General features: G+C 75.0%; 26 protein-coding genes and 1 pseudogene. 19 read left to right on the plus strand and 8 right to left on the minus strand.

Annotation, left to right across the window (positions count from 1 at the left end):
- Positions 1-64: 64 nt before the first annotated feature.
- Positions 65-829 (plus strand): alpha/beta fold hydrolase, encoded by a 765-nt coding sequence (locus PH189_RS29105; RefSeq protein WP_274192362.1) that lies wholly within the window; start codon positions 65-67, stop codon positions 827-829.
- Positions 830-834: 5 nt separating this feature from the next.
- On the opposite strand, the gene PH189_RS29110 is transcribed toward PH189_RS29105, so the two are convergent.
- Positions 835-2,298 carry a glutamate synthase subunit beta gene (locus PH189_RS29110; protein ID WP_274192363.1) on the minus strand — a complete coding sequence of 488 codons (1,464 nt, stop codon included), beginning with the start codon at positions 2,296-2,298 and terminating at the stop codon, positions 835-837.
- On the minus strand, positions 2,291-6,937 hold the full coding sequence (gltB, locus tag PH189_RS29115) for a glutamate synthase large subunit (RefSeq protein ID WP_274192364.1): 4,647 nt from the start codon (positions 6,935-6,937) through the stop codon (positions 2,291-2,293). The genes PH189_RS29110 and gltB overlap by 8 nt, the downstream gene beginning before the upstream one ends.
- A gap of 696 nt (positions 6,938-7,633) precedes the next feature.
- Here gltB and PH189_RS29120 point away from each other — a divergent pair.
- The 10 genes and pseudogenes from PH189_RS29120 to PH189_RS29165 all read left to right on the plus strand — a co-directional run.
- A pseudogene (locus PH189_RS29120) lies at positions 7,634-7,843 on the plus strand (DUF3072 domain-containing protein); the annotation flags it as partial.
- A gap of 112 nt (positions 7,844-7,955) precedes the next feature.
- Complete coding sequence (locus tag PH189_RS29125) at positions 7,956-8,081, plus strand: DUF3072 domain-containing protein (RefSeq protein WP_337994206.1); 126 nt, start codon at positions 7,956-7,958, stop codon at positions 8,079-8,081.
- Between the two features lie 10 nt (positions 8,082-8,091).
- A complete protein-coding gene (locus PH189_RS29130; RefSeq protein ID WP_274192365.1) occupies positions 8,092-8,874 on the plus strand; it encodes a pyrimidine reductase family protein in 783 nt (260 codons plus the stop codon).
- Between the two features lie 174 nt (positions 8,875-9,048).
- Complete coding sequence (locus PH189_RS29135; RefSeq protein ID WP_274192366.1) at positions 9,049-9,561, plus strand: Asp23/Gls24 family envelope stress response protein; 513 nt, start codon at positions 9,049-9,051, stop codon at positions 9,559-9,561.
- Positions 9,558-9,917: a hypothetical protein gene (locus PH189_RS29140; protein ID WP_274192367.1), complete on the plus strand. Its 360-nt coding sequence runs from the start codon at positions 9,558-9,560 to the stop codon at positions 9,915-9,917. Before PH189_RS29135 ends, PH189_RS29140 begins: the two co-directional genes overlap by 4 nt.
- Positions 9,914-10,186, plus strand: a complete 273-nt coding sequence (locus PH189_RS29145; RefSeq protein ID WP_274192368.1) for a hypothetical protein — start codon at positions 9,914-9,916, stop codon at positions 10,184-10,186. The genes PH189_RS29140 and PH189_RS29145 overlap by 4 nt, the downstream gene beginning before the upstream one ends.
- 54 nt (positions 10,187-10,240) lie before the next feature.
- Positions 10,241-10,420, plus strand: a complete 180-nt coding sequence (locus PH189_RS29150; RefSeq protein WP_274192369.1) for a hypothetical protein — start codon at positions 10,241-10,243, stop codon at positions 10,418-10,420.
- Positions 10,417-10,941 carry an Asp23/Gls24 family envelope stress response protein gene (locus PH189_RS29155; protein WP_274192370.1) on the plus strand — a complete coding sequence of 175 codons (525 nt, stop codon included), beginning with the start codon at positions 10,417-10,419 and terminating at the stop codon, positions 10,939-10,941. The genes PH189_RS29150 and PH189_RS29155 overlap by 4 nt, the downstream gene beginning before the upstream one ends.
- A 3-nt stretch (positions 10,942-10,944) precedes the next feature.
- A complete protein-coding gene (locus PH189_RS29160) occupies positions 10,945-11,478 on the plus strand; it encodes a DUF6286 domain-containing protein (RefSeq protein WP_274192371.1) in 534 nt (177 codons plus the stop codon).
- Positions 11,475-12,080, plus strand: coding sequence for an Asp23/Gls24 family envelope stress response protein (locus PH189_RS29165; protein WP_274192372.1), 606 nt, complete (start codon positions 11,475-11,477; stop codon positions 12,078-12,080). Before PH189_RS29160 ends, PH189_RS29165 begins: the two co-directional genes overlap by 4 nt.
- A gap of 79 nt (positions 12,081-12,159) precedes the next feature.
- On the opposite strand, the gene PH189_RS29170 is transcribed toward PH189_RS29165, so the two are convergent.
- Complete coding sequence (locus PH189_RS29170; RefSeq protein ID WP_274192373.1) at positions 12,160-13,230, minus strand: ATP-dependent DNA ligase; 1,071 nt, start codon at positions 13,228-13,230, stop codon at positions 12,160-12,162.
- Positions 13,231-13,332: 102 nt separating this feature from the next.
- Between PH189_RS29170 and PH189_RS29175 the strand changes: the two genes are divergently transcribed.
- From PH189_RS29175 to PH189_RS29190, 4 genes are all read left to right on the plus strand, one after another.
- Entirely contained in the window at positions 13,333-14,934 is a 1,602-nt protein-coding gene (locus PH189_RS29175; RefSeq protein WP_274192374.1) for an alpha/beta hydrolase, read from the plus strand.
- A 53-nt stretch (positions 14,935-14,987) separates the two neighbouring features.
- Positions 14,988-15,959, plus strand: a complete 972-nt coding sequence (locus tag PH189_RS29180) for an SDR family NAD(P)-dependent oxidoreductase (protein WP_274192375.1) — start codon at positions 14,988-14,990, stop codon at positions 15,957-15,959.
- Between the two features lie 8 nt (positions 15,960-15,967).
- Positions 15,968-17,203, plus strand: coding sequence for an acyl-CoA dehydrogenase family protein (locus tag PH189_RS29185; protein WP_274192376.1), 1,236 nt, complete (start codon positions 15,968-15,970; stop codon positions 17,201-17,203).
- A gap of 242 nt (positions 17,204-17,445) precedes the next feature.
- A complete protein-coding gene (locus PH189_RS29190; RefSeq protein WP_274192377.1) occupies positions 17,446-17,871 on the plus strand; it encodes an ATP-binding protein in 426 nt (141 codons plus the stop codon).
- A gap of 99 nt (positions 17,872-17,970) precedes the next feature.
- Here the strand turns inward: PH189_RS29190 and PH189_RS29195 are convergent, their stop codons facing one another.
- Positions 17,971-18,570: a TetR/AcrR family transcriptional regulator gene (locus tag PH189_RS29195; RefSeq protein WP_274192378.1), complete on the minus strand. Its 600-nt coding sequence runs from the start codon at positions 18,568-18,570 to the stop codon at positions 17,971-17,973.
- 54 nt (positions 18,571-18,624) lie between these two features.
- Between PH189_RS29195 and tsaA the strand changes: the two genes are divergently transcribed.
- Complete coding sequence (gene tsaA, locus PH189_RS29200) at positions 18,625-19,080, plus strand: tRNA (N6-threonylcarbamoyladenosine(37)-N6)-methyltransferase TrmO (protein ID WP_274192379.1); 456 nt, start codon at positions 18,625-18,627, stop codon at positions 19,078-19,080.
- A 10-nt stretch (positions 19,081-19,090) separates the two neighbouring features.
- Here the strand turns inward: tsaA and PH189_RS29205 are convergent, their stop codons facing one another.
- Together PH189_RS29205 and PH189_RS29210 are read right to left on the minus strand one after the other, a co-directional pair.
- Positions 19,091-19,720 carry an Asp23/Gls24 family envelope stress response protein gene (locus tag PH189_RS29205; protein ID WP_274192380.1) on the minus strand — a complete coding sequence of 210 codons (630 nt, stop codon included), beginning with the start codon at positions 19,718-19,720 and terminating at the stop codon, positions 19,091-19,093.
- On the minus strand, positions 19,717-20,337 hold the full coding sequence (locus PH189_RS29210) for an RNA polymerase sigma factor (protein WP_274192381.1): 621 nt from the start codon (positions 20,335-20,337) through the stop codon (positions 19,717-19,719). The genes PH189_RS29205 and PH189_RS29210 overlap by 4 nt, the downstream gene beginning before the upstream one ends.
- A gap of 194 nt (positions 20,338-20,531) precedes the next feature.
- Between PH189_RS29210 and PH189_RS29215 the strand changes: the two genes are divergently transcribed.
- Together PH189_RS29215 and PH189_RS29220 are read left to right on the plus strand one after the other, a co-directional pair.
- A complete protein-coding gene (locus tag PH189_RS29215; RefSeq protein ID WP_274192382.1) occupies positions 20,532-21,272 on the plus strand; it encodes a 2-keto-4-pentenoate hydratase in 741 nt (246 codons plus the stop codon).
- Positions 21,269-21,937 carry a DUF427 domain-containing protein gene (locus PH189_RS29220; RefSeq protein ID WP_274192383.1) on the plus strand — a complete coding sequence of 223 codons (669 nt, stop codon included), beginning with the start codon at positions 21,269-21,271 and terminating at the stop codon, positions 21,935-21,937. Before PH189_RS29215 ends, PH189_RS29220 begins: the two co-directional genes overlap by 4 nt.
- 2 nt (positions 21,938-21,939) lie before the next feature.
- Here PH189_RS29220 and PH189_RS29225 read toward each other — a convergent pair whose 3' ends face one another.
- Both PH189_RS29225 and PH189_RS29230 read right to left on the minus strand, forming a co-directional pair.
- Positions 21,940-22,758 carry an HAD family hydrolase gene (locus tag PH189_RS29225; protein WP_274192384.1) on the minus strand — a complete coding sequence of 273 codons (819 nt, stop codon included), beginning with the start codon at positions 22,756-22,758 and terminating at the stop codon, positions 21,940-21,942.
- Positions 22,755-25,160, minus strand: coding sequence for a phosphoribosyltransferase domain-containing protein (locus PH189_RS29230; RefSeq protein WP_274192385.1), 2,406 nt, complete (start codon positions 25,158-25,160; stop codon positions 22,755-22,757). The genes PH189_RS29225 and PH189_RS29230 overlap by 4 nt, the downstream gene beginning before the upstream one ends.
- Positions 25,161-25,231: 71 nt before the next feature.
- Between PH189_RS29230 and PH189_RS29235 the strand changes: the two genes are divergently transcribed.
- Positions 25,232-25,906, plus strand: coding sequence for a GNAT family N-acetyltransferase (locus tag PH189_RS29235; RefSeq protein WP_274192386.1), 675 nt, complete (start codon positions 25,232-25,234; stop codon positions 25,904-25,906).
- The last annotated feature ends 61 nt before the right edge of the window (positions 25,907-25,967 follow it).

The raw sequence follows: 25,967 nt of genomic DNA on the forward strand, positions 1-25,967 counted from the left end.
ATCACGATCGTGACCAGCAGAGATGCCGGGCGAGGGACCCGGCTTCTGGACACGGAGGTGGGTCATGGGTTCGTCGTCGGTACGCAGCCACCTCCGCGAGGTCCGGGCGGCGCTGCGCGTGGTCACCGCCGTGTCCACCACCCTGCTGCTCGCCGCAGCGCGTGCGGAGAACGAGGAACCCGAGACTCCCGTCGCCACGGCCCGCTCCCTCGTCGTCCTGGTGCACGGCTTCGGCGCGGGCCCGGACTGCTGGGACGCGGCGATCCCCGCGCTCGGCGGACCCGGCGTCGCCGTCGTCACCCACCGCTACACGTGGACCTCGAGCGTGGAGACGCTGGGGGCGCAGCTCGCGGACGAGGTCACGGACCTGGCGCGTCGCAGCGACGCCCGGTCGGTCACGCTCGTCGGCCACAGCCTCGGCGGCGTGATCGTGGCCGCGAGCCTCGCCGGCGGGCGCCTCGACGGCGTCGTCACCCGCGTCGTCACCGTCGCCGCGCCGTTGCGGGGCACCCGCTGGGCGCACCTCTTCCCCGTCGGCGCCGTGCGCGACCTGCGCGCCGGCTCTACCGCCGTGCCGACCGGCATCCCCTGGCTGGCCGTTGCCTCCCGCGCCGACGCCGTGGTCGGCGTGCACAGCGCCGCGCCGGAGGGTGCCGAGACCGTCGTCGTCGACGGTCTCGGGCACTGCGGGCTGCTCAGGGACTCCGACGTCATCGCTCGGATCGCGGCCGGCGCCATGCCCGCACGCCCCGACCGGGGAGTGCGTGCGCGGAGGAGCGGCGAACGACGCCGCCACCCCCGGCACGCCCCGGGGCTCGTCGTGGCCTGAGGGCGCTAGCCCAGGGGGCGGTCGGTCGGGTTGATCGGGCGGGGCAGGACGTCGCGGCCGGTGAGCATGGCGTCGACGCCCGCGGCGGCCGAGCGCCCCTCGGCGATCGCCCACACGATGAGCGACTGCCCGCGCCCGGCGTCGCCCGCGGCGAACACCCCGGGCACCGAGCTCTGGTAGTCGTCGCCGCGGCGCACGTTGCCCCGGTCGTCGTACTCGACGCCGAGGCTGTCGAGCAGGCCCTCCTTCTGCGGGCCGAGGAAGCCCATCGCGAGGAAGACGAAGTCGGCCGGGATCTCCCGCTCGCTGTTCTCGACCGGCACGAAGCGCCCGTCGACGCGCTCGACGTCGACCAGCCGCAGCGAGCGCACGTGGCCGTGCTCGTCGCCCAGGAACTCGTCGGTGTTCACCGAGAACAGACGCTCGCCGCCCTCCTCGTGCGCCGACGACACCCGGAAGATCATCGGGTAGGTCGGCCACGGGTTGGCGTTCGGCCGCTCCGACGGCGGGATCGGCATGATCTCGAGCTGGGTGACCGACGCGGCGCCCTGGCGGTGGGCGGTGCCCACGCAGTCGGCGCCGGTGTCGCCACCGCCGATGACCACGACGTGCGTGCCCTCGACGTCGATGACCGAGCGCTCGTAGTCGCCCTGCTGGACCTTGTTCGACGGAGGCAGGTACTCCATCGCCTGGTGGATGCCGGTGAGCTCGCGACCGGTGATCGGGAGGTCCCGCCAGGCGGTGGCGCCGACGGAGAGCACGACGGCGTCGTGCTCGGCGCGCAGCTTCTCGACCGACAGGTCGCCCTCGGCCGGGCCCCCGACCTCGACGCCCGCGAAGAACCGCGTCCCCTCGGCGACCATCTGCTCGAGACGGCGGTCGAGGCGCTTCTTCTCCATCTTGAACTCGGGGATGCCGTAGCGCAGGAGCCCGCCGATGCGGTCGGCGCGCTCGTAGACGGTGACGTCGTGCCCGGCGCGCGTGAGCTGCTGCGCGGCGGCGAGCCCCGCGGGCCCGGAACCGACGACGGCGACCGACTTCCCGGTCTTGACCTCGGGCAGCTGCGGGCGGACGAACCCCTCGTCCCAGGCGCGGTCGATGATCTCGATCTCGACCTGCTTGATCGTCACGGGGTCGGAGTTGATGCCGAGCACGCAGGCCGACTCGCACGGCGCCGGGCAGAGCGTGCCGGTGAACTCGGGGAAGTTGTTGGTGGCGTGGAGGCGCTCGATGGCCTCGGCCCAGTCGTCGCGCCACACCAGGTCGTTCCACTCGGGGATCATGTTCCCGAGCGGGCAGCCCTGGTGGCAGAACGGGATGCCGCAGTCCATGCAGCGCCCGGCCTGCTTGCGCAGCGTCGTCGGGTTGAGCTCCTCGTAGACCTCGTGCCAGTCACGGATCCGGATGTCGACCGGCCGGCGGCGGGGGAGCTCCCGGCCGGTGGTCATGAATCCACGGGGATCAGCCACGAGCGGCCTCCATGATCGCTTCGTTCACGTCGCGGCCGTCGCGCTCGGCGTCGGCGGTGGCCTCGAGGACCCGCTTGAAGTCGGTCGGCATCACCTTGGTGAAGCGCGGTCCGGCGGCGTCCCAGTCGGTCAGCAGGGCGTGGGCCACGGCCGAGTCGGTGAGCGCGTAGTGCCTCTCCACCATCGTGCGCAGCTCGGCGAGGTCGTCGGAGCCGACGACCTCGAGCTCCACCATCTGGTGGTTCACCCGGCCCTCGACGAGGTCGAGCACGTAGGCGATCCCGCCGGACATGCCCGCGGCGAAGTTGCGCCCGGTCGGTCCGAGGATCACCGCACGCCCGCCGGTCATGTACTCGCAGCCGTGGTCGCCGACGCCCTCGACGACCGCCACGGCGCCGGAGTTCCGGACGCAGAAGCGCTCGCCGACCTTGCCGCGCAGGAACGCCTCGCCGGCGGTGGCGCCGTAGAGGATGACGTTGCCGGCCACGATGTTCTGCTCGGCGACGAACGGGGCGTCGGGGTGCGGGCGCACCGAGAGCCGCCCGCCCGAGAGGCCCTTGCCGAAGTAGTCGTTGGTGTCGCCGATGAGGCGCATGGTCACGCCGCGCGGCAGGAACGCCCCGAACGACTGCCCGCCCGAGCCGGTGAACGTGATGTCGATGGTGTCGTCGGGCAGGCCCGCGCCGCCCCAGCGCCGGGTGACCTCGGAGCCGAGCATGGTGCCGACGGTCCGGTTGACGTTGCGCACCGGGAGCTCCAGGCGCACCGGCGTACCGTCGGCGATCGCGCCCTCGGCGAGCTGGATCAGCGTGTGGTCCAGAGCCTTCTCCAGGCCGTGGTCCTGGGGCACCGCCTGGTGCAGCACGGTGGCCGGGGGCAGGTCGGGGCGGTGCAGGACCGGCGAGAGGTCGAGCCCCTCGGCCTTCCAGTGCGACTCCGCGGCCCGTGTGTCGAGGACGTCGGTGTGCCCGATGGCCTCGGAGATGCTCCGGAATCCCAGCGCCGCCAGGTGCTCGCGCACCTCCTGGGCGACGAACTCCATGAACGCCACGACGTACTCGGCCTTGCCGTCGAACTTCTGGCGCAGCACCGGGTTCTGGGTCGCGACGCCGACCGGACAGGTGTCGAGGTGGCAGACGCGCATCATGATGCAGCCCGAGACCACGAGCGGCGCCGTCGCGAAGCCGAACTCCTCGGCGCCGAGCAGCGCGGCGATGACGACGTCGCGGCCGGTCTTGAGCTGGCCGTCGGTCTGCACGACGATCCGGTCGCGCAGGCCGTTGGCCAGGAGCGTCTGCTGGGTCTCGGCGAGGCCGAGCTCCCAGGGCCCGCCCGCGTGCTTGATCGAGCTCAGCGGCGAGGCGCCGGTGCCGCCGTCGTGCCCGGAGATCAGGACGACGTCGGCGTGCGCCTTGGACACCCCCGCCGCGACCGTGCCGACACCCACCTGCGAGACGAGCTTGACGTGCACGCGCGCCCGCGGGTTGGCGTTCTTGAGGTCGTGGATGAGCTGGGCGATGTCCTCGATCGAGTAGATGTCGTGGTGCGGCGGCGGCGAGATCAGCCCGACGCCCGGCGTGGAGTACCGGGTCTTCGCGATCCAGGGGTAGACCTTGTGGCCGGGCAGCTGGCCGCCCTCGCCCGGCTTGGCGCCCTGCGCGATCTTGATCTGGATGTCGTCGGAGTTGACGAGGTACTCGCTCGTGACGCCGAAGCGCCCGGACGCGACCTGCTTGACCGCCGAGCGCCGCGAGTCGCCGTTGGGGTCGCGGGTGAAGCGGCCGGGGTCCTCGCCGCCCTCGCCGGTGTTCGAGCGCCCGCCGAGACGGTTCATCGCGATCGCGAGGACCTCGTGCATCTCCTGCGAGATCGACCCGTAGGAGATGGCGCCGGTGTTGAAGCGCTTGACGATCTCGGAGACCGGCTCGACCTCGTCGATCGGCACCGGGGTGCGGCCGGTGTCGGCGCCGTCCTTGAAGCCGAAGAGCCCGCGCAGCGTCATCAGCCGCGAGCTCTGCTCGTCGACGGCGCGGGTGTACTCCTTGAACGTGTCGTAGTTCTGGGTGCGCGTGGAGTGCTGCAGCTTGAACACCGTGTGCGGGTTGAACACGTGCAGCTCGCCCTCGCGGCGCCACTGGTACTCGCCGCCGACGGCGAGCTCGCGGTGGTCGGGGCGCACGCCGTCGGCCGGCCACGCCTGCCGGTGGCGGATCGCGACCTCCTCGGCGAGGACGTCGTAGCCCACGCCGCCCAGGCGGGAGGTGGTGCCGGCGAAGCAGTCCTCGACGACCTCGGTACCCAGCCCGATGGCCTCGAAGATCTGGGCGCCGACGTACGACGCGACCGTCGAGACGCCCATCTTGCTCATCACCTTGCGCACGCCCTTGGCCAGCGCCTCGACCACGTTGCGGGTCGCGGTGCCGGAGGTGACGCCGGTGATGACGCCGCGGTCGATGAGGTCGTCCACCGTGTCCAGCGCGAGGTACGGGTTCACCGCGCTCGCGCCGTAGCCCAGCAGCAGCGAGACGTGGTGGGTCTCGCGGACGTCGCCGGCCTCGACAACGAGGTCGACGCGCGTGCGGGTCTTCTCGCGGACGAGGTGGTGGTGCACCGCGCCGGTGAGCAGCAGTGACGGGATCGGCGCGTGGTCGGCGTCGGAGTGGCGGTCCGTCAGGATGATCACGCGGGCGCCGTCCTCGACGGCCGCGGAGACCTCCTCGCGGATCTCGGTCAGCCGGGCGCGCAGCGCGTCCCCGCCGCCCGCGACGTCGTAGAGCCCGGACACGAGGTACGGCGCGAAGCCGGGCATGTCGCCGTCGTCGTTGATCCCGGCGAGCTGCGCGAGCTCGTCGTCGTCCACCACCGGCATCGGCAGCACGACGCGCCGGCACGACGCGGGCGAGGCGTCGAGCAGGTTGGTCTCCGACCCGAGGTGCACCTGCAGCGAGGTGACGAGCTCCTCGCGGTAGGCGTCCAGCGGCGGGTTGGTGACCTGCGCGAAGAGCTGGATGAAGTAGTCGAACAGCACGCGGCTGCGCGAGGAGAACGGGGCGAGCGGGGCGTCGTTGCCCATCGAGCCCGTGGCCTCGGCCCCGCTCTGCGCCATCGGGCGCAGCAGCAGCGAGACCTCCTCGCCGGTGTAGCCGAAGGTCTGCTGGCGGCGCACGAGCACGTGGCGGTCGAACTTGTCGCGGGAGCGCGACGGCAGGTCGGCGAGCTCGACCATCCCGGCGTGCAGCCACTCGTCGTAGGGGTGCTCGGCGGCGAGCTCGCCCTTGATCTCGTCGTCGTCGACGATCCGCCGTCCGACGGTGTCGACGAGGAACATGCGGCCCGGCTCGAGGCGGCCCTTGCGCACGATCGTCGACGGGTCGATGTCCAGGACGCCGACCTCGGAGCCCAGGACGACGAGGCCGTCCTCGGTGACCCAGTAGCGGGCGGGACGCAGGCCGTTGCGGTCGAGCACCGCGCCGATCACCGAGCCGTCGGTGAACGCCGCGAGCGCCGGGCCGTCCCAGGCCTCCATCAGCGTCGAGTGGTAGCGGTAGAAGGCACGCCGGGCGGTGTCCATCTCGGCGTGGTTCTCCCACGCCTCGGGGATCATCATCAGCACGGCGTGCGGCAGCGAGCGGCCGCCGAGGTGGAGCAGCTCGAGCACCTCGTCGAAGGTCGCCGAGTCGCTGGCGTCCGGCGTGACGATCGGGAAGAGCCGGTCGAGCTCGGCCTCGCCGAACGCGCCGGTGGCGAGCATCGACTCGCGCGCAGCCATCCAGTTGCGGTTGCCGCGCAGCGTGTTGATCTCGCCGTTGTGCGCGAGGTAGCGGTACGGGTGCGCGAGGCTCCACGCCGGGAACGTGTTGGTGGAGAAGCGGCTGTGCACCAGCGCGATCGAGCTGGTGGTGCGCTCGTCGGCGAGATCGGCGAAGAACGGCTCGACCTGCTCCTCGGCGAGCATCCCCTTGTAGACGACGGTGCGTCCGGACAGGCTCGGGAAGTAGGTCTCGACGCCCGCGGTGCGCGACTCGTGCTCGACGCGCTTGCGCAGGGCGAAGGCGCGCCGCTCGAGGGTCAGGACGATGCCCGCGTCGTCGTCGCCGGCGTTCGGCGTGTCGACGACGTGGTCCACCTCGGGCGGCAGGCCCACGAACAGCTGGCGGAAGCGCGGCATGACCGCCCGCGCGGTGGGGCCGATGCCGGCCCGGTCGGGGTCGACGGGCAGCTCGCGCCAGGCGAGGACCTCGAGGCCCTCCTCCGCGGCGACGTGCGCGACGATCACCTCGAGGTCCGCGGGGTCGGCGTCGGCGGGCAGGAACGCGTTGCCGACCGCGTAGCGGCCGGCGGGCGGGAGCTCGACGCCGGTCTCGGCCAGCAGGGGGCGGTAGAGCCCGTCCGGGACCTGGATCAGGATGCCCGCGCCGTCACCGGTGTTCGGCTCGGCGCCCCGGGCACCCCGGTGCTCGAGGTTGATGAGGGCCGTGAGGCCGCGGCTGACCGTCCGGTGGTCGCGACGCCCCGCGATGTCGGCGACGAAGGCGACGCCGCAGGCGTCGTGCTCGAAGGCGGGGTCGTAGAGGCCCTCGGCCGGACGGCCCTTCGCGAGGGTCCCCGTCCGCTGCGCAACGCGTCCGGTCTCAGCCACGTGGCCCCTCCCATCGTTCTCGCGTGCAGGTGGTGGTCGCCGGTCGCCCGGCGGGGGTGGACATGGGTTGGGGAGCGTGACGCTCACCCCGGAGACAGCCCGGCGCACCGGTCGGCGGTGGACGACCGGAGGGGCAACCTGACGTTAACCTCCGCCGCCGCCGCAGCGCACGGGGTGGACGCCTCCGAAAGAGTGCTCATCGCCACGTGGCGGCAACCGATCGTCACGGTGTCTACGACGCCGCGTCGTCGGCCGCCCCCGTGACGCCGTTCAGCGTCTGGAACGCCTGTCCGTGGCGCCGTAGGGGTCGCGGCCGGGCATCCCGGCCGCGGCGACCTCGCCCGGAGAGCGCGGCGAGGCCTGGCGACCCCTTGAGCCCGCCGCCCTCGTGATCGATCCCGACACGCCGGTAAGTCTGCCGGGCGACACACCGGGACGCCAAGGGGCGTTACCGAGCGGTACGGCGCTGCCACCGTCCGGGTGACACCCGACAGCGGGTGCCTCGGGGCTGATCAGGGTGGGGTCAGGGGCCGGAGCCGGCCGGGCTCGTCCCGTTCGGCGGGGCCGGTCATGATCCGGACCTGAGTGGGGCACGGGGCCCGAGGTGTTCGCGTGTCGCGACGGGGTAACCGGGGCATCGAACGCCTGTTCGAGCAGCTCCACGTCCCATGCTCCACGTCCCATGAGGAGAGTTCCGTGACCGACCCGCACGAGGTCAAGCAGCAGGGCACCGATCCGTCCACCACGTCCTCCGCCGAGAAGGACAACGCGAACTGGGTCACCGGCGACGAGCCCATGACCGGTCCCCAGGCCAGCTACCTCGAGACGCTCGCGCACCAGGCCGGCGAGGAGCCCCCGACCGGGCTGACCAAGGCGCAGGCGTCCGACGAGATCGAGCGGCTGCAGGGCTCGGTGACCCCGTCCGGCGGCGACGGCGGGAACGGCACGGGCGGTGACGGGCAGCCCGACCTCTCGCGCCAGGAGCGCCCCACCACCGACTGGGTCACCGGACGAGCCCATGACCGGTCCGCAGGCCAGCTACCTCGAGACCCTGGCCCAGCAGGCGGGCGAGGAGCCGCCGAAGGGACTGAACAAGTCGGAGGCCTCGCGGGCGATCGACGAGCTGCGGCAGAAGACCCAGTGAGGAAGACCCGGTGAGGCTGGTCTGGCCCCTCGAGGGCACGAGCCCGTTGGCCGCACCCGGGAGGGAGCTGGACCGCGACGCCCTCGCCGAGCTCTACGCCCACCCCGAGGGCGTACTGCGCGTCAACTTCGTCGCCAGCGCGGACGGGGCCGTCGCCGTCGAGGGCGTCTCCTCCGGGCTCGAGGCCCCCGGGGACCGGACGGTCTTCGGTCTGCTGCGCGAGCTCGCCGACGTGATCCTGGTCGGCGCGGGCAGCGTGCGCGCCGAGGGCTACCGCGGCGCGCGCACCTCTCCCGAGCGCGAGGCCCGGCGGCGGGCGCGCGGCCAGGCGCCGGTGCCGCCGATCGCCGTCGTCAGCACCCGCGGGGACCTCGACCCGGCGTCACCCCTGTTCACCGACACCGCCGTCGCCCCCCTCGTGCTCCTCACCGGCTCCGCGCCGGACACCGCGCCCGACACCACGCGCAGCGCCCTCGCCGGTGCGGGGGCCGAGGTGGTCGACGTCGGCGGTGATCCCGGCTCCACCCCCGACGCGGTGGTCGCCGCCCTCGTCGACCGGGGTCTGTCCCGCGTGCTGTGCGAGGGCGGGCCGGGGCTGTTCGGTGCGCTGCTGGACGCCGGCCGCGTCGACGAGCTGTGCCTGAGCCTCGCGCCGCAGCTCGAGGGCGGGGCCGCGGGACGCATCGTCGCCGGCGCCGGAGCGGGTGGTCCCCGGCCGCTGCACCTCGCGTCGGTCGTCGCCCACGACGACGGGCTTCTCCTGCGCTATCAGCTCCGCGGTCGCCCTCACTAGGAGACGCCGGTCACCTTTGTGGTTCTTTCGGGTGACGATCCATGACGACCCGGCCGCTGGCGGGTCCCACGGGTATCGGATCGGCAGACGATCGGGTCGTCCGGTCCGTAGAGATCCCTTCAGAGATCCCTCCAGGGATCCTTCCCAGCGACGCGCACCAGGGAGCGCCCCACCATGACGCAGAGCCCCAGCACCGCCACCGGCTCCGAGGCCGCAGCCGTGTCGAGCGGTCGGACCGGGACCGGCAGCACCCCGGCCCGTCTCGCCGACGACACGGGGCAGGGCAAGACGACCATCGCCTCCGGCGTGGTCCAGAAGATCTCCGGCATCGCCGCGCGCGACGTCTCCGGCGTCTACTCGATGGGCGGCGGTGTCTCCCGCGCCTTCGGCGCGATCCGCGAGCGCATCCCCGGCGGCAGCGGCACCTCGCAGGCCGCCGGCGTGCAGGTCGAGGTCGGCGAGAAGCAGGCCGCGATCGACCTCGACATCGTCGTGGAGTACGGCGCCGGCATCGTCGAGCTGGCCCGCGCGGTGCGCCGCAACGTCATCGCCGCCGTCGAGCAGATGACGGGTCTCGAGGTCATCGAGGTCAACATCGCCGTCAACGACATCCACATGCCGGGCGACGACAGCGACGACGACTCGGGGCAGCAGGCGGCGCAGCAGCCCAGCACCCGCGTCGAGTGAGCACTCCCGACTCCCGGCGGTCCGCCCACCCGAGCGGTACCGCCGTCGCCCCGGGGACTCCCGAGGCACCCGGTCTCGGGCCGCTGCCCGAACGGATCGCCGAGGAGCTGCTCGCCCACCCGGGCGTCGCCGCCCTCTCGGGCGGTCCCTACGGGACGGTGGCGAGCTACCTGCCCGGACGTCGCCTGCCCGGCATCGTGCTGGGCGAGGGCGACGAGCCCGACCGGATCGCCGTGGTCCTGCACTACGGCGCCCCCGTCGAGAAGACGGCGGCGGAGCTGCGGCGCATCGTCGCCCGGGCCCACGGGTCCCGGCGGGTCGACGTGATCGTCACCGACATGGAGCTGCCGGAATGAACGTCCCGTCGTCCGTCGACGTCCGGGCGGAGCTGCGCGCCTTCGTGCGCACGCACCACCCCGACGTCGGCGGTGACCCGGCCGCCTTCCGCGAGGGCCTCGCCCTGTTCCGGACGAGGCTGCGGCAGGCGCCGGGTGGGGACGACGATCCCCGCTTCGACGCGCCGATCGTCGCCGTGTCCGACCGCCGGCTCGCCCGCCTCGGGCGGATGGGCCGTCGCCTCGCACGCCGGTACGACCCCCGCCGCGGGTCCGCCCGCGTGCTCTAGATCCTTTCCCGCCCCGCGCAGCGCGGGGCGGCGCACATCGTGGAGGTAGTGGTCATGAGCGCCACCCGTGCCGGCATGTTCGTCGGCCTCATCCTGGGCGTGGCGGCCGCCGCCGGCGGCCTGCAGGGCTTCTTCATCGCCCTCGTGCTGGGGATCCTGGGCTTCGTCGTGGGCCGCGTGCTCGACGGCGAGCTCGACGTCAACCAGTTCGTCGGGCGCGGCCGCGACCGATGAGCACCCCGACCGAGGGTTCGAGCGCCACGCCGGACCAGGCGACGGGTGACGCCCCGACCACGCCCGTGGCGCGCTCCGGCACGGTGCCCCTCACCGAGACGACGCGGGGCACAGACCCGGCGCCCGGCACCGCTGTGGCCCTGGCCGGCAGCGAGGAGGCCGCGGAGCGCGGGCGCCTGGACGTCGCGCTCTCCGTCGTCCGCAAGATCGCGGAGTACGCCGCGGACCACACCGCCGGCACCGTGCGCACCCAGCGCAGGCTGGCCGGACTGGACCTCGGCGAGTCCGGCACCAGCGCCAAGGTGTCCGGGTACGGCGAGCAGGTCGACCTGCGCCTGGAGGTGCCGCTGGCCTACCCGGCCCGCATCACCGACAGCGCCGCCGCGGTGCGCGACCACGTCCGCGAGCGCGTGCAGGCCCTCACGCCCTACCGCGTCCGCTCGCTCGACATCGGCGTCTCCGCCCTCACCGACCCCGCCGCCCGGGCGATCCCCCGGACCCCGACCTCCCGGACGGAGTGAGAAGTGCGCCTGCTCCTGCGCGTGCTCGCGCCGCTGCTCGGCCTCCTGCTGGCCGTCGTCGGCCTGGCGGTGGTGGTCGAGACGGTGACGCTCTGGGTCTCGCCGACCTCCAGCCCCCTGATCGTGCCGTGGCCGACGTGGCTGGCCGCCGCCGAGGGCCTGACATGGCAGTCGGGCAGTGTCCGCGCCGCCGCGGTCGTCGTCGGCATCGTCGGGCTGTTCGTGCTGATCCTCGGGCTCGTCGCCCGCCGCCACGACGTCTTCCTCGCCGACCCGGTCCCCGAGGTCACGGTGACGACGTCGCCGCGCTCGATCGCCCGGGCCGTCGGCCACGAGGTGCGGGCGCACGACGAGGTCGTGTCGGCGTCGGTCGTGGCGTCGGCCAAGAAGGTCACCGTCAAGGCCGCCACCCTCGACCCCGCCGAGGAGGTGCGCGCCACCCTGCGCGACCTCGTCGAGACGACGCTGGCCCGCCTGCCGCTCGCCCGGCGCCCGCGCGTCGCGGTGTCGGTCACCACCACCAAGGGGGTCAAGTGAGCCGCCGCTCGCGTGCCGCCGTCGCCCGCTCCGCCGGCGGCGACCGCACCCTGACCACGGTCCTCGGCCTCGTCCTCGTCGCCGCGTCGGTGCTCGCCCTGCTGGTCGGGTTCGGGGTGTTCGGGAGCTTCCGCGCCCAGCGCCCGGTGATCGACCCGCTGATCGTCGAGTGGGCGTCCGCGCACGCCACCGCCGCCCGGTGGATCGCCATCGGCATCGGCGTCGTGCTGTTCCTGATCGGCCTGTGGTGGACGCTGCGCTCGCTGCGTCCCGAGCCGCGCCCGGACGTCTCGCTCTCCGAGCTGCCGGGTGAGCGCCTCACCGTCGAGCACGCCGCGATCTGCGACGCCGTGCGTCACGACGCCGAGCTCATCGACGGCGTGAGCCGCGCCCGCGCCCGCCTCGTCGGCACCCCGCAGAAGCCGGCGCTGCGCCTGTCCCTCACGCTCGTCGAGGGCACCGACGTCCGCGACGTGTGGGCCGACCTCGACGGCCGGGTCCTCGCCCGGGCCCGCGAGGCCTTCGCGGTGTCCGCCCTGCCCACGGCCGTGCGTCTCGAGCTCGACGCCACCTCGGCGCCGACGCCGGCCCGGGTGCAGTAGCGGCTCTCACGAGCGGCCACCGCCGGTGGCGACGGACGACGCGACGGAGGAGCGCTGAGAGTCGACCCGCTTCGGCGGATCAACGAGCGGTGAGCACCTCGGCGAGGTCGAACCGCACCGGGCGCTCGAGCTGCTCGAACGTGCACGACGCCGGGTCGCGGTCGGGGCGCCAGCGCTTGAACTGCGCGGTGTGCCGGAAGCGGACGCCCTCCATGTGGTCGTACTTGACCTCCACCACGCGCTCGGGGCGCAGCGGCACGAACGACAGGTCCTTCTGCGCGTTCCACCGGCTGTGCTCGGCCTCGCGCGGGGTGCGCGTGCCCTCCTCCTGCGCGGCCCACGCCCAGGGGTGGCCCTCGAAGGAGGTCACGAGCGGCTGGAGCTCGGCGAAGAGCTCGCGGCGCTTCGCCATGGGGAACGCCCCGATGACGCCGATGCTCTGCAGCGACCCGTCCTCGGTGTGCAGCCCGAGCAGCAGCGAGCCGACGGCGTCGGGCCCCGACTTGTGCACCCGGTAGCCCGCGACGACGCAGTCGGCGGTGCGCTCGTGCTTGATCTTGCTCATGACCCGCTTGTCGGGCTGGTAGGTCAGGTCGGCCTTCTTCGCGATCAGACCGTCCAGGCCCGCGCCCTCGAAGCGTTCGAACCAGTCGCGGGCGGTGTCGACGTCCTCGGTCATCGGCGTGAGGTGCACGTCGGGACGCTCGAGCCCGCCGACGACCTCGGCCAGGCGCTCGCGGCGCTCGGTGAAGGGCCGCCCGGTGAGGTCGTGGTCGCCGAGGGCGAGCAGGTCGAACGCGACGAAGTGCGCCGGGGTCTCGACGGCGAGCCTGCGCACCCGCGAGGCGGCGGGGTGCACCCGCTGCAGCAGCGCCTCGAAGTCGAGCCCGGTCCCCTCGGCGTCGACCACGACGATCTCGCCGTCGATGACGCAGCGCGGCGGCAGCGCCGCGGTGAACGCCTCGACGAGCTCCGGGAAGTAGCGCGTCATCGGCTTCTCGTTGCGGCTGCCGATCTCGACCTCGTCGCCGTCGCGGAAGATCACCGAGCGGAAGCCGTCCCACTTGGGCTCGTACCGCTGCCCGGCGGGGATCTCCGCCACGGCCTTGGCCAGCATCGGGGACACGGGCGGCATGACGGGCAGGTCCACGAGGGCATCATGCCGCGCAGGCCGCCCCCTCACACCGGGCACCGCCCCCGGGAGTCAGACTCCCGGAGTCCGATCCGGAGATCAGATCGCGAGGAGCGCTGCGTGCCCCGTCCGACGACCCGGGCTGCCGTCGGCCTCGTGCCCAAGGTCGTCCTCCTGCTGGTCGCCGCCCTGATGCTCGGGGCGTGCGCGGTGGGGCCGTCGCAGCGCCCGCCCGTCGCCACCCGGGTGGACGACCCGATGATCCCGGTGCCCGCTCCGGAGACCGCGCTGCCCGGACCGCCGCCGTCCCTGCTGCCCCCGCTGCTGCCCGCGCCCGCGGCGCCCGCCGGGTTCACCGACTGCACCTCCGAGATCCGGACCTCGATGGGCGCCGCCGCCCTCGGCGGGCGGGACCTGCGCTTCGGGTGCCAGAGCGTGCCGGTCGGCGGCCGCGGCGGGGGCTCGTCGCGTGCCGAGGTCGGGGTGCTGCAGGTGACGGTCGGCCCCGTGCCCCCGGGCGGGCCCGTCGCGGTCGCGGTGGTCGGCGACGCCGGCGGACCGACCGGCTCCGAGCGGGCCGTGCGGCTCGCCGCGAGCGCGCCCGCCCCGATGCTCGCGGGGACCGCGCTCTACGGGGTGGACCTGCGCGGCACCGGCAACTCCGAGCCGGTCGACTGCATCACGCCCAGCACGCGCGAGGCCCTGGTCGACTCCGACCCGCTCGCCGCCGACCCGGTGGCCCTCGCCCCGCTGCGCGAGACCGCGACCACCGCGGCGCGCACCTGCACCCAGGTGCTCGAGAACGCCCTCACCGACTACCGCACGGGCGTCGACGCCGAGGACCTCGAGGAGGTCCGGATCACGCTCGGGGTCGACCGGCTCCACGTCGTCGCGGTCGGCGACGGCGCGGGCGTCCTCGCCGCCTGGGCGCGCCGCTACCCGGCGTCGGTGGGCCGCACGGTGCTCGACGGCGTCGCCGACCCCACCACGACGTTCTCCCAGCGCGCCCGCGAGCGCGCCGCCGCCGCCCGCGAGGCGCTCACCGCGTTCTCGTCCGACTGCACCGCGCGCCCGGACTGCCCGCTCGGACCGGACCCGGCGGGCGTCGTCGCCGGCATCCTCATGAACGTGCGGGCAGCGCCCCTGACCGGCGCGGACGGCCGCCGCGTCACCGACGGGACGGTCACCCGAGCGCTGGTCACGGGCCTCGCGGAGCCGTCGCGGTGGCCCGGGCTCGCGACCGCGATCGCGTCGGCGGGCCAGGGCGACCCGGCGGGGGTCCTCGGCCTGCTCGCGCCGCTCGAGGTCGACGGCGGGGGCTTCGACGCCGGCGTGCTCATGACCTGCAACGACACCGTGGAGCGCCCGACGCCCGACCAGGTCGCGACGGACGCCGAACGGGCCCGCGCCGCCGACCCGCTCTTCGGGGCGTACTTCGCCCACGACGCCCTGCTGTGCGGGTCGTGGCCGGTGCCCACCGAGGCGCCCGAGGTGGGCCCCGCGGCCGGCCCGCCGTCGCTCGTCGTCGGCACCCGCGGCGACCCGGTGACCCCGCTCGCGGGCTCGGAGCGGGTCACGACGCAGCTGGGCTCGGCCACGCTCGTCACCTGGCTCGGCGCCGGGCACGGCGCCTACCCGGCGACGCCCTGCATCCGGGACGCGGTCGGCGGCTACCTGCGCGACGGTGTCCTGCCCCAGGCGGGGACGGTCTGTCCCCCCTGAGAGGTTGGTGACCTTCCGGGCCGTGCACGGCCCACGTGCGTAACCTGCGGGTCGTGCAGCTCCCCCGCCTCGTCGACGCCGCGCTGGACCGATTGGTGGTGCCCGGTTACTCCCGTCTGGGGTACACCGTGCGGCGGACGGGCTGGTCGACGCTGCCGTCCGGGTGCCTCTCCGGGCGCACGATCCTCGTGACCGGCGCCGGCGGCGGCCTGGGCGCCGCCACCGTCCGCGGCCTCGTCGCCCTCGGCGCGCGCGTGGAGATGGTGGTGCGGAACCCGGAGCGGGGCGAGGAGACGGCCGCCGCGGTGCGCGCCGACCACCCGGGCGCCGCCGTCGACGTCGCGGTCTGCGACGTGTCCTCCCTGGCCGACGTCCGGCGCTACGCGGCCGAGGTGCGCGACCGCGAGGCCGCGGTGCACGGCCTCGTCCACAACGCCGGCGTGATGCCCCCCGAGCGCACCGAGACCGCGGAGGGCCACGAGACGGCGCTCGCCACGCACGTCCTCGGGCCGTTCCTGCTCACCCGCGAGCTGCGCCCCGTGCTGCGCGCCGGCGCGAGCCCCATCGCCCCGTCGCGGGTCGTGTTCGTCTCCTCCGGCGGCATGTACACCGCCGCCCTGCACATCGACGACCCCGAGTTCCGCCAGGGCACGTACTCGGGCGGGGCGGCCTACGCCCGCACCAAGCGGATGCAGGTGGTGCTCGCCGAGCTGCTCGCCGACGACCTCGCCGGTGACGGCACGGTCGTGCACAGCATGCACCCGGGCTGGGCCGACACCCCTGGCGTCGCGAGCTCCATGCCCGGCTTCCACCGCGTCACCGGTCCCCTGCTGCGCACCGAGGCGCAGGGCGCCGACACCGTGGTGTGGCTGCAGGCGGCCGCCGAGCCGGGACACAGCACCGGCGTGTTCTGGCACGACCGCGCTCCCCGCCCGACCCACTACCTGCCCCGCGGCGGGGAGACCCCCCAGGCCCGGGCCGCGCTCTGGACGCTCTGCGTCGACGCCACGGGGGCGGGTGCGTGAGCGACGGCGTGAGTGACGGACAGAGCCCGACCTGGAAGCGCCGGGGCCTCGACGAGGTGCGCACCGAGGCGCCGGTGGCGGCGCCGCTGCTCACCCCGGAGCGCCGCGCCCTGCAGGACACCGCGCGCGCGTTCGCGATGGAGGAGGTCCTGCCCGTCGCCGACGAGCTCGATCCACGCCGCGAGGACATCCCGCAGTCGCTGCTCGACCGGATGGGCGAGCTGGGGCTCTTCGGGATCCTCGTCGACGCCGAGCACGGTGGGCTGGGCCTCGGGGTGGTCGAGTACTGCCTGGTCTCCGAGGAGCTCGCCCGCGCCTGGATGAGCGTCGGCAGCATCATCGCCCGCGGCAACGGCACCGGCTGCGCCTCGCCCGATCCGCAGCATCGCGCCGAGCTGCTGCGCGCCAGCGCCGCGGGCCGCTACATCGGGGCGATCGCCTTCTCCGAGCCCCACGCGGGGTCGGACCTCGCGGGCGTCGAGTGCACCGCGCGGCGCGACGGTGACGGCTGGGTCGTCGACGGCACGAAGCGCTGGGTGGGCCATGCCCGCTCCGCCGACTTCCTGCACCTGCTCGCCCGGACCCGCCCGCCGCGCGAGGGCGAGAGCCGCTCCGACGGCCTCGAGCTCTTCCTCGTCCCCAAGGAGCGCGGGTGCTTCCCCGACGGCGTGACCGGGACGCCCATCGACAAGATCGGTTACTTCGGGCTCACGACCTGGGAGCTGCAGCTCGAGGGCCTGCGCCTGCCGGCCGACGCGCTGCAGGACACCGGCCAGGACGAGGGCCAGGGCTTCAAGGACAGCCTCCGGTGGCTGGGTACCGCGCGGGTGCAGACGGCGGCCCGTGCCGTGGGGCTCGCGCGTGGCGCCCTCGAGGACGCCGTGGCCTACAGCCGCCGCCGCGAGCAGTTCGGCCATCCGATCGCCGACCAGCAGGCGCTGCGGCACAGGCTCGCCGACATGGCCTCGGCCGTCGACGCCGCGCGGACGCTGTGGTGGCAGGCCGCGTGGCTGCTCGACGAGGGCGCGCCCGGCGGCGACGTCGCGGCGTCGTCGGCCAAGCTCTTCGCCTCGGAGACCGCGGAACGCGTCACGAGCGACGCCCTGCAGATCTTCGGCGGCAACGGCTACACCACCGAGCACTCCGTCGAGCGTTACTGGCGCGACGCGCGCCTCACGACCATCTTCGAGGGCACCTCGGAGATCCAGCGAAAGATCGTCTCGGACGCGCTCCTGAAGCCCTGAGCCCGGATGCGCGAGATCCGTTCGCCCGGATGCCGAGCGAGTGTTTCCCCCGGTCGGCGCCCCGGCGCCGGACGTCGGCGGACCGTTCACCCGTCGATCGCGCGTCACGCACCGTTCACGAGATCGACGGTCGACCTCGGAGTGATCGACCCGTCACCGTGGGCATGCCGGGCCGCGATGACACGTGGTGATCGAACGCTTGCCTGCGGTTCGCAGGGGACGACTCGGGCGGGGGACGAGAGATGACGGACGCGGTGGAGTTCGCGCGGGTGGTGCATCCCGCGCGGGCCGACGAGGCCCAACGGATGCGCCACGAGGCACGGGACTGGCTGGCCGGACTGGACCTGGAGCAGGAGGCCCGGGAACGGGTGCTGACCGCGGTGTCGGAGGCCGTGGAGAACGCCGTCGAGCACGCCTACCCGGCGGACGCCGAGGGCACCGTCGAGCTGACGCTGTGGGCCGAGGCCGACGCGGTGAACGTCCGGGTCACCGACAACGGGCACTGGTCGGAGGGCTCCGAGGACCGAGCGCCCGCGGGCCCGGGATCGCACGCGACGCGGGGGCGGGGCTTCGTGCTCATGCACCGCAGCGTCGACAGCGTCGCGATCCGGCACACGGCGGCGGGGACGACGGTGGCCCTGCGCCAGGAGCGCGAGCCGCAGCCCTAGAGGTCGTGACCCGGGGCGCCGATCAGGGCTCGGCGCGGTCAGGGCTCGGCGCGGTCAGGGCTCGGCGCCGTCAGGTTCGGCGCCGTCAGGTTCGGCGCGTCAGGTGCGGGCCGTCAGCCCGGCCAGCACCTGGTCGAAGAAGCCGAGCAGCTCCTCGCGCAGCGCCGCGTGCTGCGCGGGCGGCGCCTGGCCGAGCAGCTGGCCGGCGCTGGAGAGCATCCCGAGCACGACCGCCGGATAGGACGCCCCCGGCGGGCGCGCCAGGTGGCCCTCGCGCGCGAGCCCCTCGAGCACCCGCGCGATGAGCGCGTAGGCGTAGTCCCGCTCGCACTCCTGCCAGCGCTGCCACCCCAGCGCGAGCGGCCCGTCGCGGAAGACGATCGGCCCGTAGGTCGGCTCGGTGCAGGCCTCGAGGAACGTCGTGAGCGCGGCGCGGGCGCCGGTGAGCTGGTCCGGTGCGCTGTCGAGGGCTGCGCCCAGCCGCTCGTGCACCGCCGTCTCCTGGGCCGAGAACACGGCCTCGAAGAGCGCCGCCTTGCCCGCGAAGTGGTGGTAGACCGCGCCCTTGGTCATGCCGGCCACGGCGGCGACGTCGTCGATCGACGTCTCGGCGAAGCCCCGGGCGGCGAAGAGCTCGGTGGCCGCCTCGACCAGCCCCGCCCGCGTCGCGGCCGTGGCCTCGGCGCGGGGTGAGGTCACGCGGGGCACCTGCGCAGGGTACGGATCCGGGGCCGCCCGGCCTACGGTGCTCGGGTGAGCGGTGACGGTGCGACGGCCCCTGTCCTGCGCGTGCTCGGCCGGGTCTCCTCGACCCTCACCGACCGCCGTGACGCCCCGTGCCAGGGCGACGAGGGCGGCCCCGAGGCCGTCGTGCGGTTCGCGCCCGACCTCGTCCCGGCGCTGCGCGACCTCGTCGTCGGCCAGGAGATCCTGCTCATCACCTGGCTCGACCGCGCCGACCGCGACGTGCTCGCCGTGCACCCGCGCGGTGACCTCTCGCTCCCCGAGACCGGGGTGTTCGCCACCCGCTCCCCCGACCGCCCGAACCCGCTCGGCCTGCACCACGTCCGCGTCCTCGCGGTCGACGGTGACGTGCTGCGGGTGTCCGACCTGGAGGCGATCGACGGCACGCCGGTGGTGGACGTGAAGCCGGTGCTCGGCCCGGTGGGCGACCGGTGCCACAACCCGGGCGCCGGGCCGGCGGGCTAGATCCGGCCGGCTAGAGCAGCACGTCGTCGACGTGCACCTGCACCGCGACGGGCTCGAGGCCGGTCACGGCGCGGATGCCGTCGGCCACAACCGTCCGGATGCGCGTCCCGAGCGCCTCGAGGTCCTCCCCGTAGTCGGCGGCGAGCGTGATCGCGACGACCGTGGAGCCCCCGACGACGCCCGCCGTCACCTCCGGGCCGGGCCCGTCGATCACGCTCGTCTCCGGACCCTCGCCGGCGGCGACGAGGCGGCTCAGCGCCACGCGCACCCCCGGAACCCGGGAGGCGAGGTGACGCGCGAGGGCCACGACGACCCGCGCGCTGACCCGCGTGCGGCCGCGGCCGCTCTCGATGCGGCCGAACTCGGGGTCGGCCGCGACACCTCGGATGCTGCGCAGCGCCTCGTCGAGCAGGCCCTCGGGGGCCCGCGGGCGGTGGTCGGACACCGCGCGCACCGGGGCCCAGAGCCGCTCGAACTCGGCGAGCGCCGCCTGGCAGTGCGGGCAGCTGCGCTGGTGGGCGTCGCGCTGGTCGCCCGCGCCGTCGGCCACCTGCTCGACGAGGGCGTCGGTGTCCTGTCCGCAGGGCAGGCGGCCCGAGGCCGGCACCGTGGCACCGGTGGGGGTGCGCTCCTGGGTCATGTCCAGTCCTTCATCTCGGACATCAGCGTCGCGCGGGCACGGGCGAGCCGTCCCCGGACGGTGGCCTCGGTCGTCTTCGTCACCGTGGCGGCCTCCCGGTAGGACAGTCCCTCGAGCTGCACCAGCACGAGCGGCACGCGCTGGTCCTCGGGCAGGGCAGCGATCGCCCGGAGCCCGGCCTGCAGTTCCTCGCCGGCCAGGACCTGTCGCTCGGGGCCCGCGACCGGGGGGTGGTCGGCGTCGGAGAGCTCCTGGTGGGGCCGCTGCCCCCGGCGGTGGTTCAGGCAGCGGTTGACGACGACGCGGTAGAGCCAGGTGGTGAAGGCGGCGCCGCCGGTGAAGCCCGACAGGGCCGTCCAGAGCTGGATGACGACGTCCTGCGCGACGTCGTCGGCGTCGGCGGAGCTGCCGAGCATGCGCAGCGCGATCCGGTAGATCCGGTCGCGGTGCCGGCGGACGAGCTCCTCGTAGGCATGCCGGTCGCCGGCCCGGACCTTGCCGATGAGCCAGCGGTCGGCCTCGTCGTCGAGGCCCTGCGTGCTGCCCTGCGGGAGGCCCGGCGGCGGCCCGGGTGACCGCCCCTCGTCCGGGCCGGAACGTCGGCCCGGGGTGCTCACGAGGGAAGCATCTCACGATCGGCCGTGCACGACCGGAGATCGTCACCCGCGCGGACGGGGACGGTGAGTCGGCGACCAGGAGGCCGACGCCGACCGGTCGGGGTCCTCGGGCTCGGGCGTCGCAGCCGCCGGTGACGGTCGCGACCTGGCCGCGCCGGCCGCACGGGCCACCGCAGCAGTGCGATGATCGGCCGGTGGCGGCGCACACCCACCCCGGCCGGGACGTGGACGTCCACGCGTGGGCGGCGTGGCTCGACGACGCCCACCGGAGCGGCGAGCTGCTCGACGCCCCGTCCCCGGACGAGCTCGACCTCCCGACCGCCTACGCGGTCCAGCGCGCCCTGACCGGGCTCCGGGAGGGCCGTGGCGCGCGGCGGATCGGGTGGAAGCTCGGCTACACGTCGCCGGTGATGCGCGCCCAGATGGGCGTCGACTCCCCCAACCTCGGCCCGCTCCTGGACTCGATGGTCATCCCGCCCGGGACCGCGGTACCGCCCGACCTCCTCCACCCGCGCGTGGAGCCCGAGATCGGGATCGTCGTCGGCGCCGACGGCCGCCCGGCCGCCGCGCGGGCGGTGCTGGAGGTCGTCGACTCCGTGTGGCGGGGCTACCGCTTCACCCTCGCGACCAACACCGCCGATGGCTCCTCGGCCGCCGGAGTCGTCGTCGGGGACGCCGTCGAGGGCGACCTCGCCTCGCTCACCGTGGAGCTGTGGCGGAACGGGGCGCTCGAGGAGACCGGCCGCGGGGACGCCGCGATGGGCCACCCGCACGCCGCGGTCGCCTGGCTCGAGCACGAGTTGGCGGGCCATGGCGAGGCGCTGCGCGAGGGCGATCTGGTGATCACCGGAGGGCTGACCCGGGCGGTCCCGCTGGAGCGCGGCGACGTCGTGGAGGCCCGCTTCCCCGGGACGACCGTGGCGGTGCGACGGTGACCGGCTACCCCGGCCCGGCGGTGGAGGTCGGCCACGTCGAGCCGTGCCCGCGACGGGTGCGGGCCCGGCTGGGCGGACAGGTCGTCGTCGACACCCTCGAGGCGCGCTACTCCTGGGAGCACCCCTGGTACCCGCGGTGGCTCGTGCCGGCCGCGGACGTCGCTCCTACGGCGCTCGCGGCGGACCCGGAGCACCGGGAGGTCGATGGGTTGATCGCACTGACCTGGTCGGCGTTCGACGCGTGGTTCGAGGAGGACGAGGAGGTCCACGTCCATCCGCGCAGCCCGTACGTCCGGGTCGACGCGCTGCGCTCCCGGCGCCACGTGCGGGTGGAGCTCGACGGCGTCCTGCTCGCCGAGTCCGACGCCCCGGTCCTGCTCTTCGAGACCGGCCTGCCCACCCGCGCCTACCTCGACCCGACGGCCGTGGACACGACGCGTCTCGAACGCTCGCCGACCTCGACCGCCTGCCCGTACAAGGGCGTGACCAGCCGGTACTGGTCGGTGCGCACCCCCGCCGGGCGGCACGACGACCTCGCGTGGTCCTACGACCACCCCGCGGCCGCGGTCGTCCGCATCGCGGGCCTCATCGCGTTCTACGACGAGCGCATCGACGTCAGCGTCGACGGCGTCACCCAGGAGCGGCCGCGCACGCACTTCGCCTGAGGTCACGCCTCACTCGCCCGCGCCAGGAGCCAGGCGGCGATCTCCTCCCCCGCCGCGAGGCCGACACCGCGCGTCACGGCCACGTGCGCGGCGTGCCAGCCCGCGGCGTGCAGGGCCCCGTCGGCGGGCTGGACGCCGTCGTCGGCGGCGAGGAGCAGGTCCGCATCGAGGGGCGAGTCCCCGGCGGCGAGCAGCCGCGCGGCCGCCACCCGCTCCCGGACCTCGGCCACCGCGACGCTCTTGTCCAGGCGCGCCGGCAGGAGGTGGACCTTCGCGCCGTGCGTCGCGACCCGCCATCCCCGTGCGCCGCAGTCCGCCGCGAGGTCGTCGAGCCAATCGGCCGCCGGATCGGCCACGCGGGCGACGAGCAGGACGCCGTCGGCGTCACGCACCGGTCCCGTCGTCCCGGGTGCGAGGCGCGCGAGGTGGCGAGCGAACAGGTCGGCAGCCTCGGCGACCGGCACACCGTCGGCGAGCAGCTCGCGGACCCGCGCCTCCCACACCGGGTCGGGCGCGCCGTCGACCAGAAGGACCCCGCCGCTCGCGCAGACCGCGTACCGCGGGGTGGGCCCGACCCCGAGCCCGATCCCCGGCACGAGGCCGAGGTGGCGGAACTCGGCGACCGAGCGCGTGGTGGCCGGGACCCACGTCGCGCGGCGCGCGAGCTCCACCAGCGTCGCGGCGGTCCGGCGCGTGAGCATCGCGGTCGACACGCCCCGCCGGCGCTCGAGGCACAGGACGTCACCCGGCACCTCCGGCCCGGCCGCGCGGGCCGAGTGCACGAGGGTGCGGTCGAGGTCGGTGGCGACGAGCGTGCTCACCGCGCGCGCCACGGCCGCAGGACGCCGACACAGCGGTACGGCGACCGGAGGCCGGCAACCGGGTCGGGCAGCGCACGGATCGGGACGCCGCGGTCGGCGCACAGGTGGCGCACGGGGTCGAGGTCCGGCCCGGCATCCGCAGCGAGGTGGACCGCTCCGGGGTCGCGGCGCAGCAGCGCCCGGGTCGTCTCGCCGATGCCGGGACGGAGGCGGCGCGGGTCGGTCACCCCCAGGTCGACGGCGAGCGCGGCCAGGTACCGGGGTCCCCGGGCGTCGTCGCCCGGGTCGGACGGCAGGGGCGAGGCGGGGGGCCGCCCGGTCGGGAAGTGCGCGCTGACGGCGTCGAGGAAGGTCGCGGTCCGGTCGACGCCGGCCAGCCCGGGGTACGACGTGGCGCCCTGGTAGCTGCCCGGCGGCAGCAGGTCCGGGCGGTCGACCGTGCGCGACACGAGGCCGCCGACCGTCGCGTTGAGGCACGCCTGCGGCACCAGGAGATCCTCGCGTGAGCCGTACAGCGTGGCCCGGTGGGCGGGGTCGGCGAGGACCGCGACCGTCGGGTCGACGACGACGCCGGTCTCGCGGGCGTAGCGGGCGAGGTCGGCGGCCACCTCGTCGACGATGCCGCCCCCACCCGTCCAGGCGTCGACGAGGACGAGCGCGGCCGGATCGTGCGCCGCGACCAGGGCGTCGAGGGCCGCGCGGTCGAGCCCCCGGCCGCGCAACACGCTCATCGCGTAGTGCGGCAGCACGACGCCGCGGACCCGCGCGGCCCATCGGCGCACCAGCACCCCGACCGGCGTGCCCGCCCGGGCCAAGGACACCAGCACCGCGCCACGACCGCGCAGCGCGAGCACGCGGTCGGCGAGGACACCGACGGTCTCGGCCACCCGTGCGGCGGACCGCTCGAGCGCCCGGGCGACCACCCGCTCGTACTCCGGGGCGGGCGCGGGCTCCTGCGGCAGGGTCTGCGAGTAGTGGAGCCGCCCGCTGCCGAGCGCCGCCTCCCGCTCGGCCGTCGGCATCTCGAGGGCGACGGCCGACAGGTCGCTGAGCAGCCAGCCCACCTCGTCACGGGCGAAGGAGCCGAACTCCGGACCGCGGCGCGCGGCGGCCGGGCGCGTGCGGGCGGGCGGTCCCCCCGGCCCGGGTCGCCGACACGGCACCACGGCCTCGACGATCCGCGTCGTGACCGCGCCCAGGCGGGCCAGCAGGCCGTCGGGACGGCGCAGCGCCGGCGTCCGGGCGGCGGCGTCCACCACGAGCACGACGGTGTCGTAGTGCCCCCGCCCGGGCGCCCCGAGCCCGTAGGCGTAGCGCTCGGGGGCGTGTCCGAGCGCGACGTCGTGGGCGGCGAACGCGAGGCCCGACCGCACCGGGTAGCCGGCGACGTCGCAGGCCACCAGCGGCGAGCGGGTGGTCGCGGCGAGGTGGACGTCCGCGCCGCCCGCCGCCAGGGTCTCGGCGAGGCGCAGGGGCAGGTAGTGGAGCTCCTCGCAGCCCAGCACGAGTACGCGGCCGGGGCCGAGGGCGTCGGCCAGCCTGGCGGCCGCTCCGGGGATCGCGCGTTCCAGGGCAGCCCGTCCGTCGCGGTCGAGCCCGTGGCGCGCGCCCTCGGCCGCGCCGTCGAGCGGGAGGTGCACGGTCGCCGTCTCGGCCCGCCCTTCGGGCCGGGCAGTGCCGTCCTCCCAGGTCCGGAGCAGGTGGGCGGCGCGGTCGAGGACGTCGGCCGGTGGGTCGAGCCGCGAGCGGGCGGACGCGACGACGTCGATCCGCACGCCGAGGTCGTCGGCGACCCGCTCGACGGCGTCGTCGGAGTGCGCGCGCAGATCGGCCAGGGTGGCGACGAGGTAGCGCCGGCGCGGGAGCAGGCGGTGCAGGGCGCGCAGGGTCGTCGCGGCGGTCCTGCCCGTGGTCAGCTCGTCGTCGACGAGGACCAGCGGCCGGTCGGGGGTCCAACGCCCCGGGTCGTCGGGCACGAGCACGTGCCGCGGCGCGTGGCTGTGCTGCTCGTCGAGGGCGACGAGCACGGACGCCCCGGCGACGACCCGCCGCGTGGTGTGTACGACGTGGTCGGCGTCGAGCCCGTCCGCGACGAGGTGGGCGAGGGCGGTGGCGTTCTCGGCGTACCCGAGCACGACGGGCGCGCCTCCGGCGGGGGTCGCGGTCGCCGCGAGACATCGCCGGATCGTGTCGGCGAGGTCGGTCGCTGCCGCGCGCATCCGCCCTGGTTCGGTGGGGAGATGCTTGCCGAGCACTCGGGACACGGGCAGGTGGGCGCGCCGCGGGTTGCGGCGCAGGGCGAGCCCGACCACCTCCTCGACCGGCACGCCCCCCTCGTCGGGTCCGAGCACGAGACCGAGGGCGTCGCGGACGACCTCGCCGGGCCACGCATGATCAGCCACGGGTCCCCGTGATGCCAGACCTCGCGCGAGAACGCCACACCCGTCTCCGGCGGACGGTCAGGATGGCCGGGATGTTCGCGTCCGATCCGCCCGACCCTGTCCGGTACTGGCCCCTCGCGGACCTCGTCGTGCGCACCCCGCGGCTCGAGCTGCGTCCCGACGACGATGCCGGGCTCGCCGCACTCGCCGACCGCGCGATCGACGGGGTGCACCCGGCCGACGAGATGCCGTTCCTCGAGCCGTGGACCGACGACGCCGGCAATCCGGGCTTCGCGCGAGGGATTCTCCAGTACGCGTGGCGGTGCCGCGCGGAGATCGAGCCGACCCGCTGGTCGGTCAACTTCCTCGTCCGCGACGCCGGTCGGGTCATCGGGATGCAGACGCTCGCCGCGACCGACTTCGGCATCCTCGGCGAGGTCCGCAGCGGCTCGTGGCTGACCCGGTCGGTCCAGGGCCGAGGACTCGGGACCGAGATGCGCCACGCCGTCGTCGGTCTCGCGTTCGACCACCTCGGCGCCCGCGCGGCGCGGACGAGTGCCTTCGCCGACAACGTCGCCTCGCGTCGGGTGTCGGAGCATCTCGGCTACACGCCCGACGGCGTCGAGCACCACGTCCGGCGCGGCCGCCCGGCAATGCTGATGCGCAGCCGGCTCACGCCGGAGACGTGGCAGCGCCCCGCCTGGACGGCCGAGGTCGACGGACTCGGGCCGTGCCGGGAACTGCTGGGCGCGCCGATCACGCGGTGACCATGGCGGATCGTCCGCCGGGTCGGGGTTGTCGGTCGGGGTCGATCCACGAGGGCGGGGT

This window comes from Actinomycetospora chibensis, assembly GCF_028737215.1.
Classification (GTDB): domain Bacteria; phylum Actinomycetota; class Actinomycetes; order Mycobacteriales; family Pseudonocardiaceae; genus Actinomycetospora; species Actinomycetospora chibensis.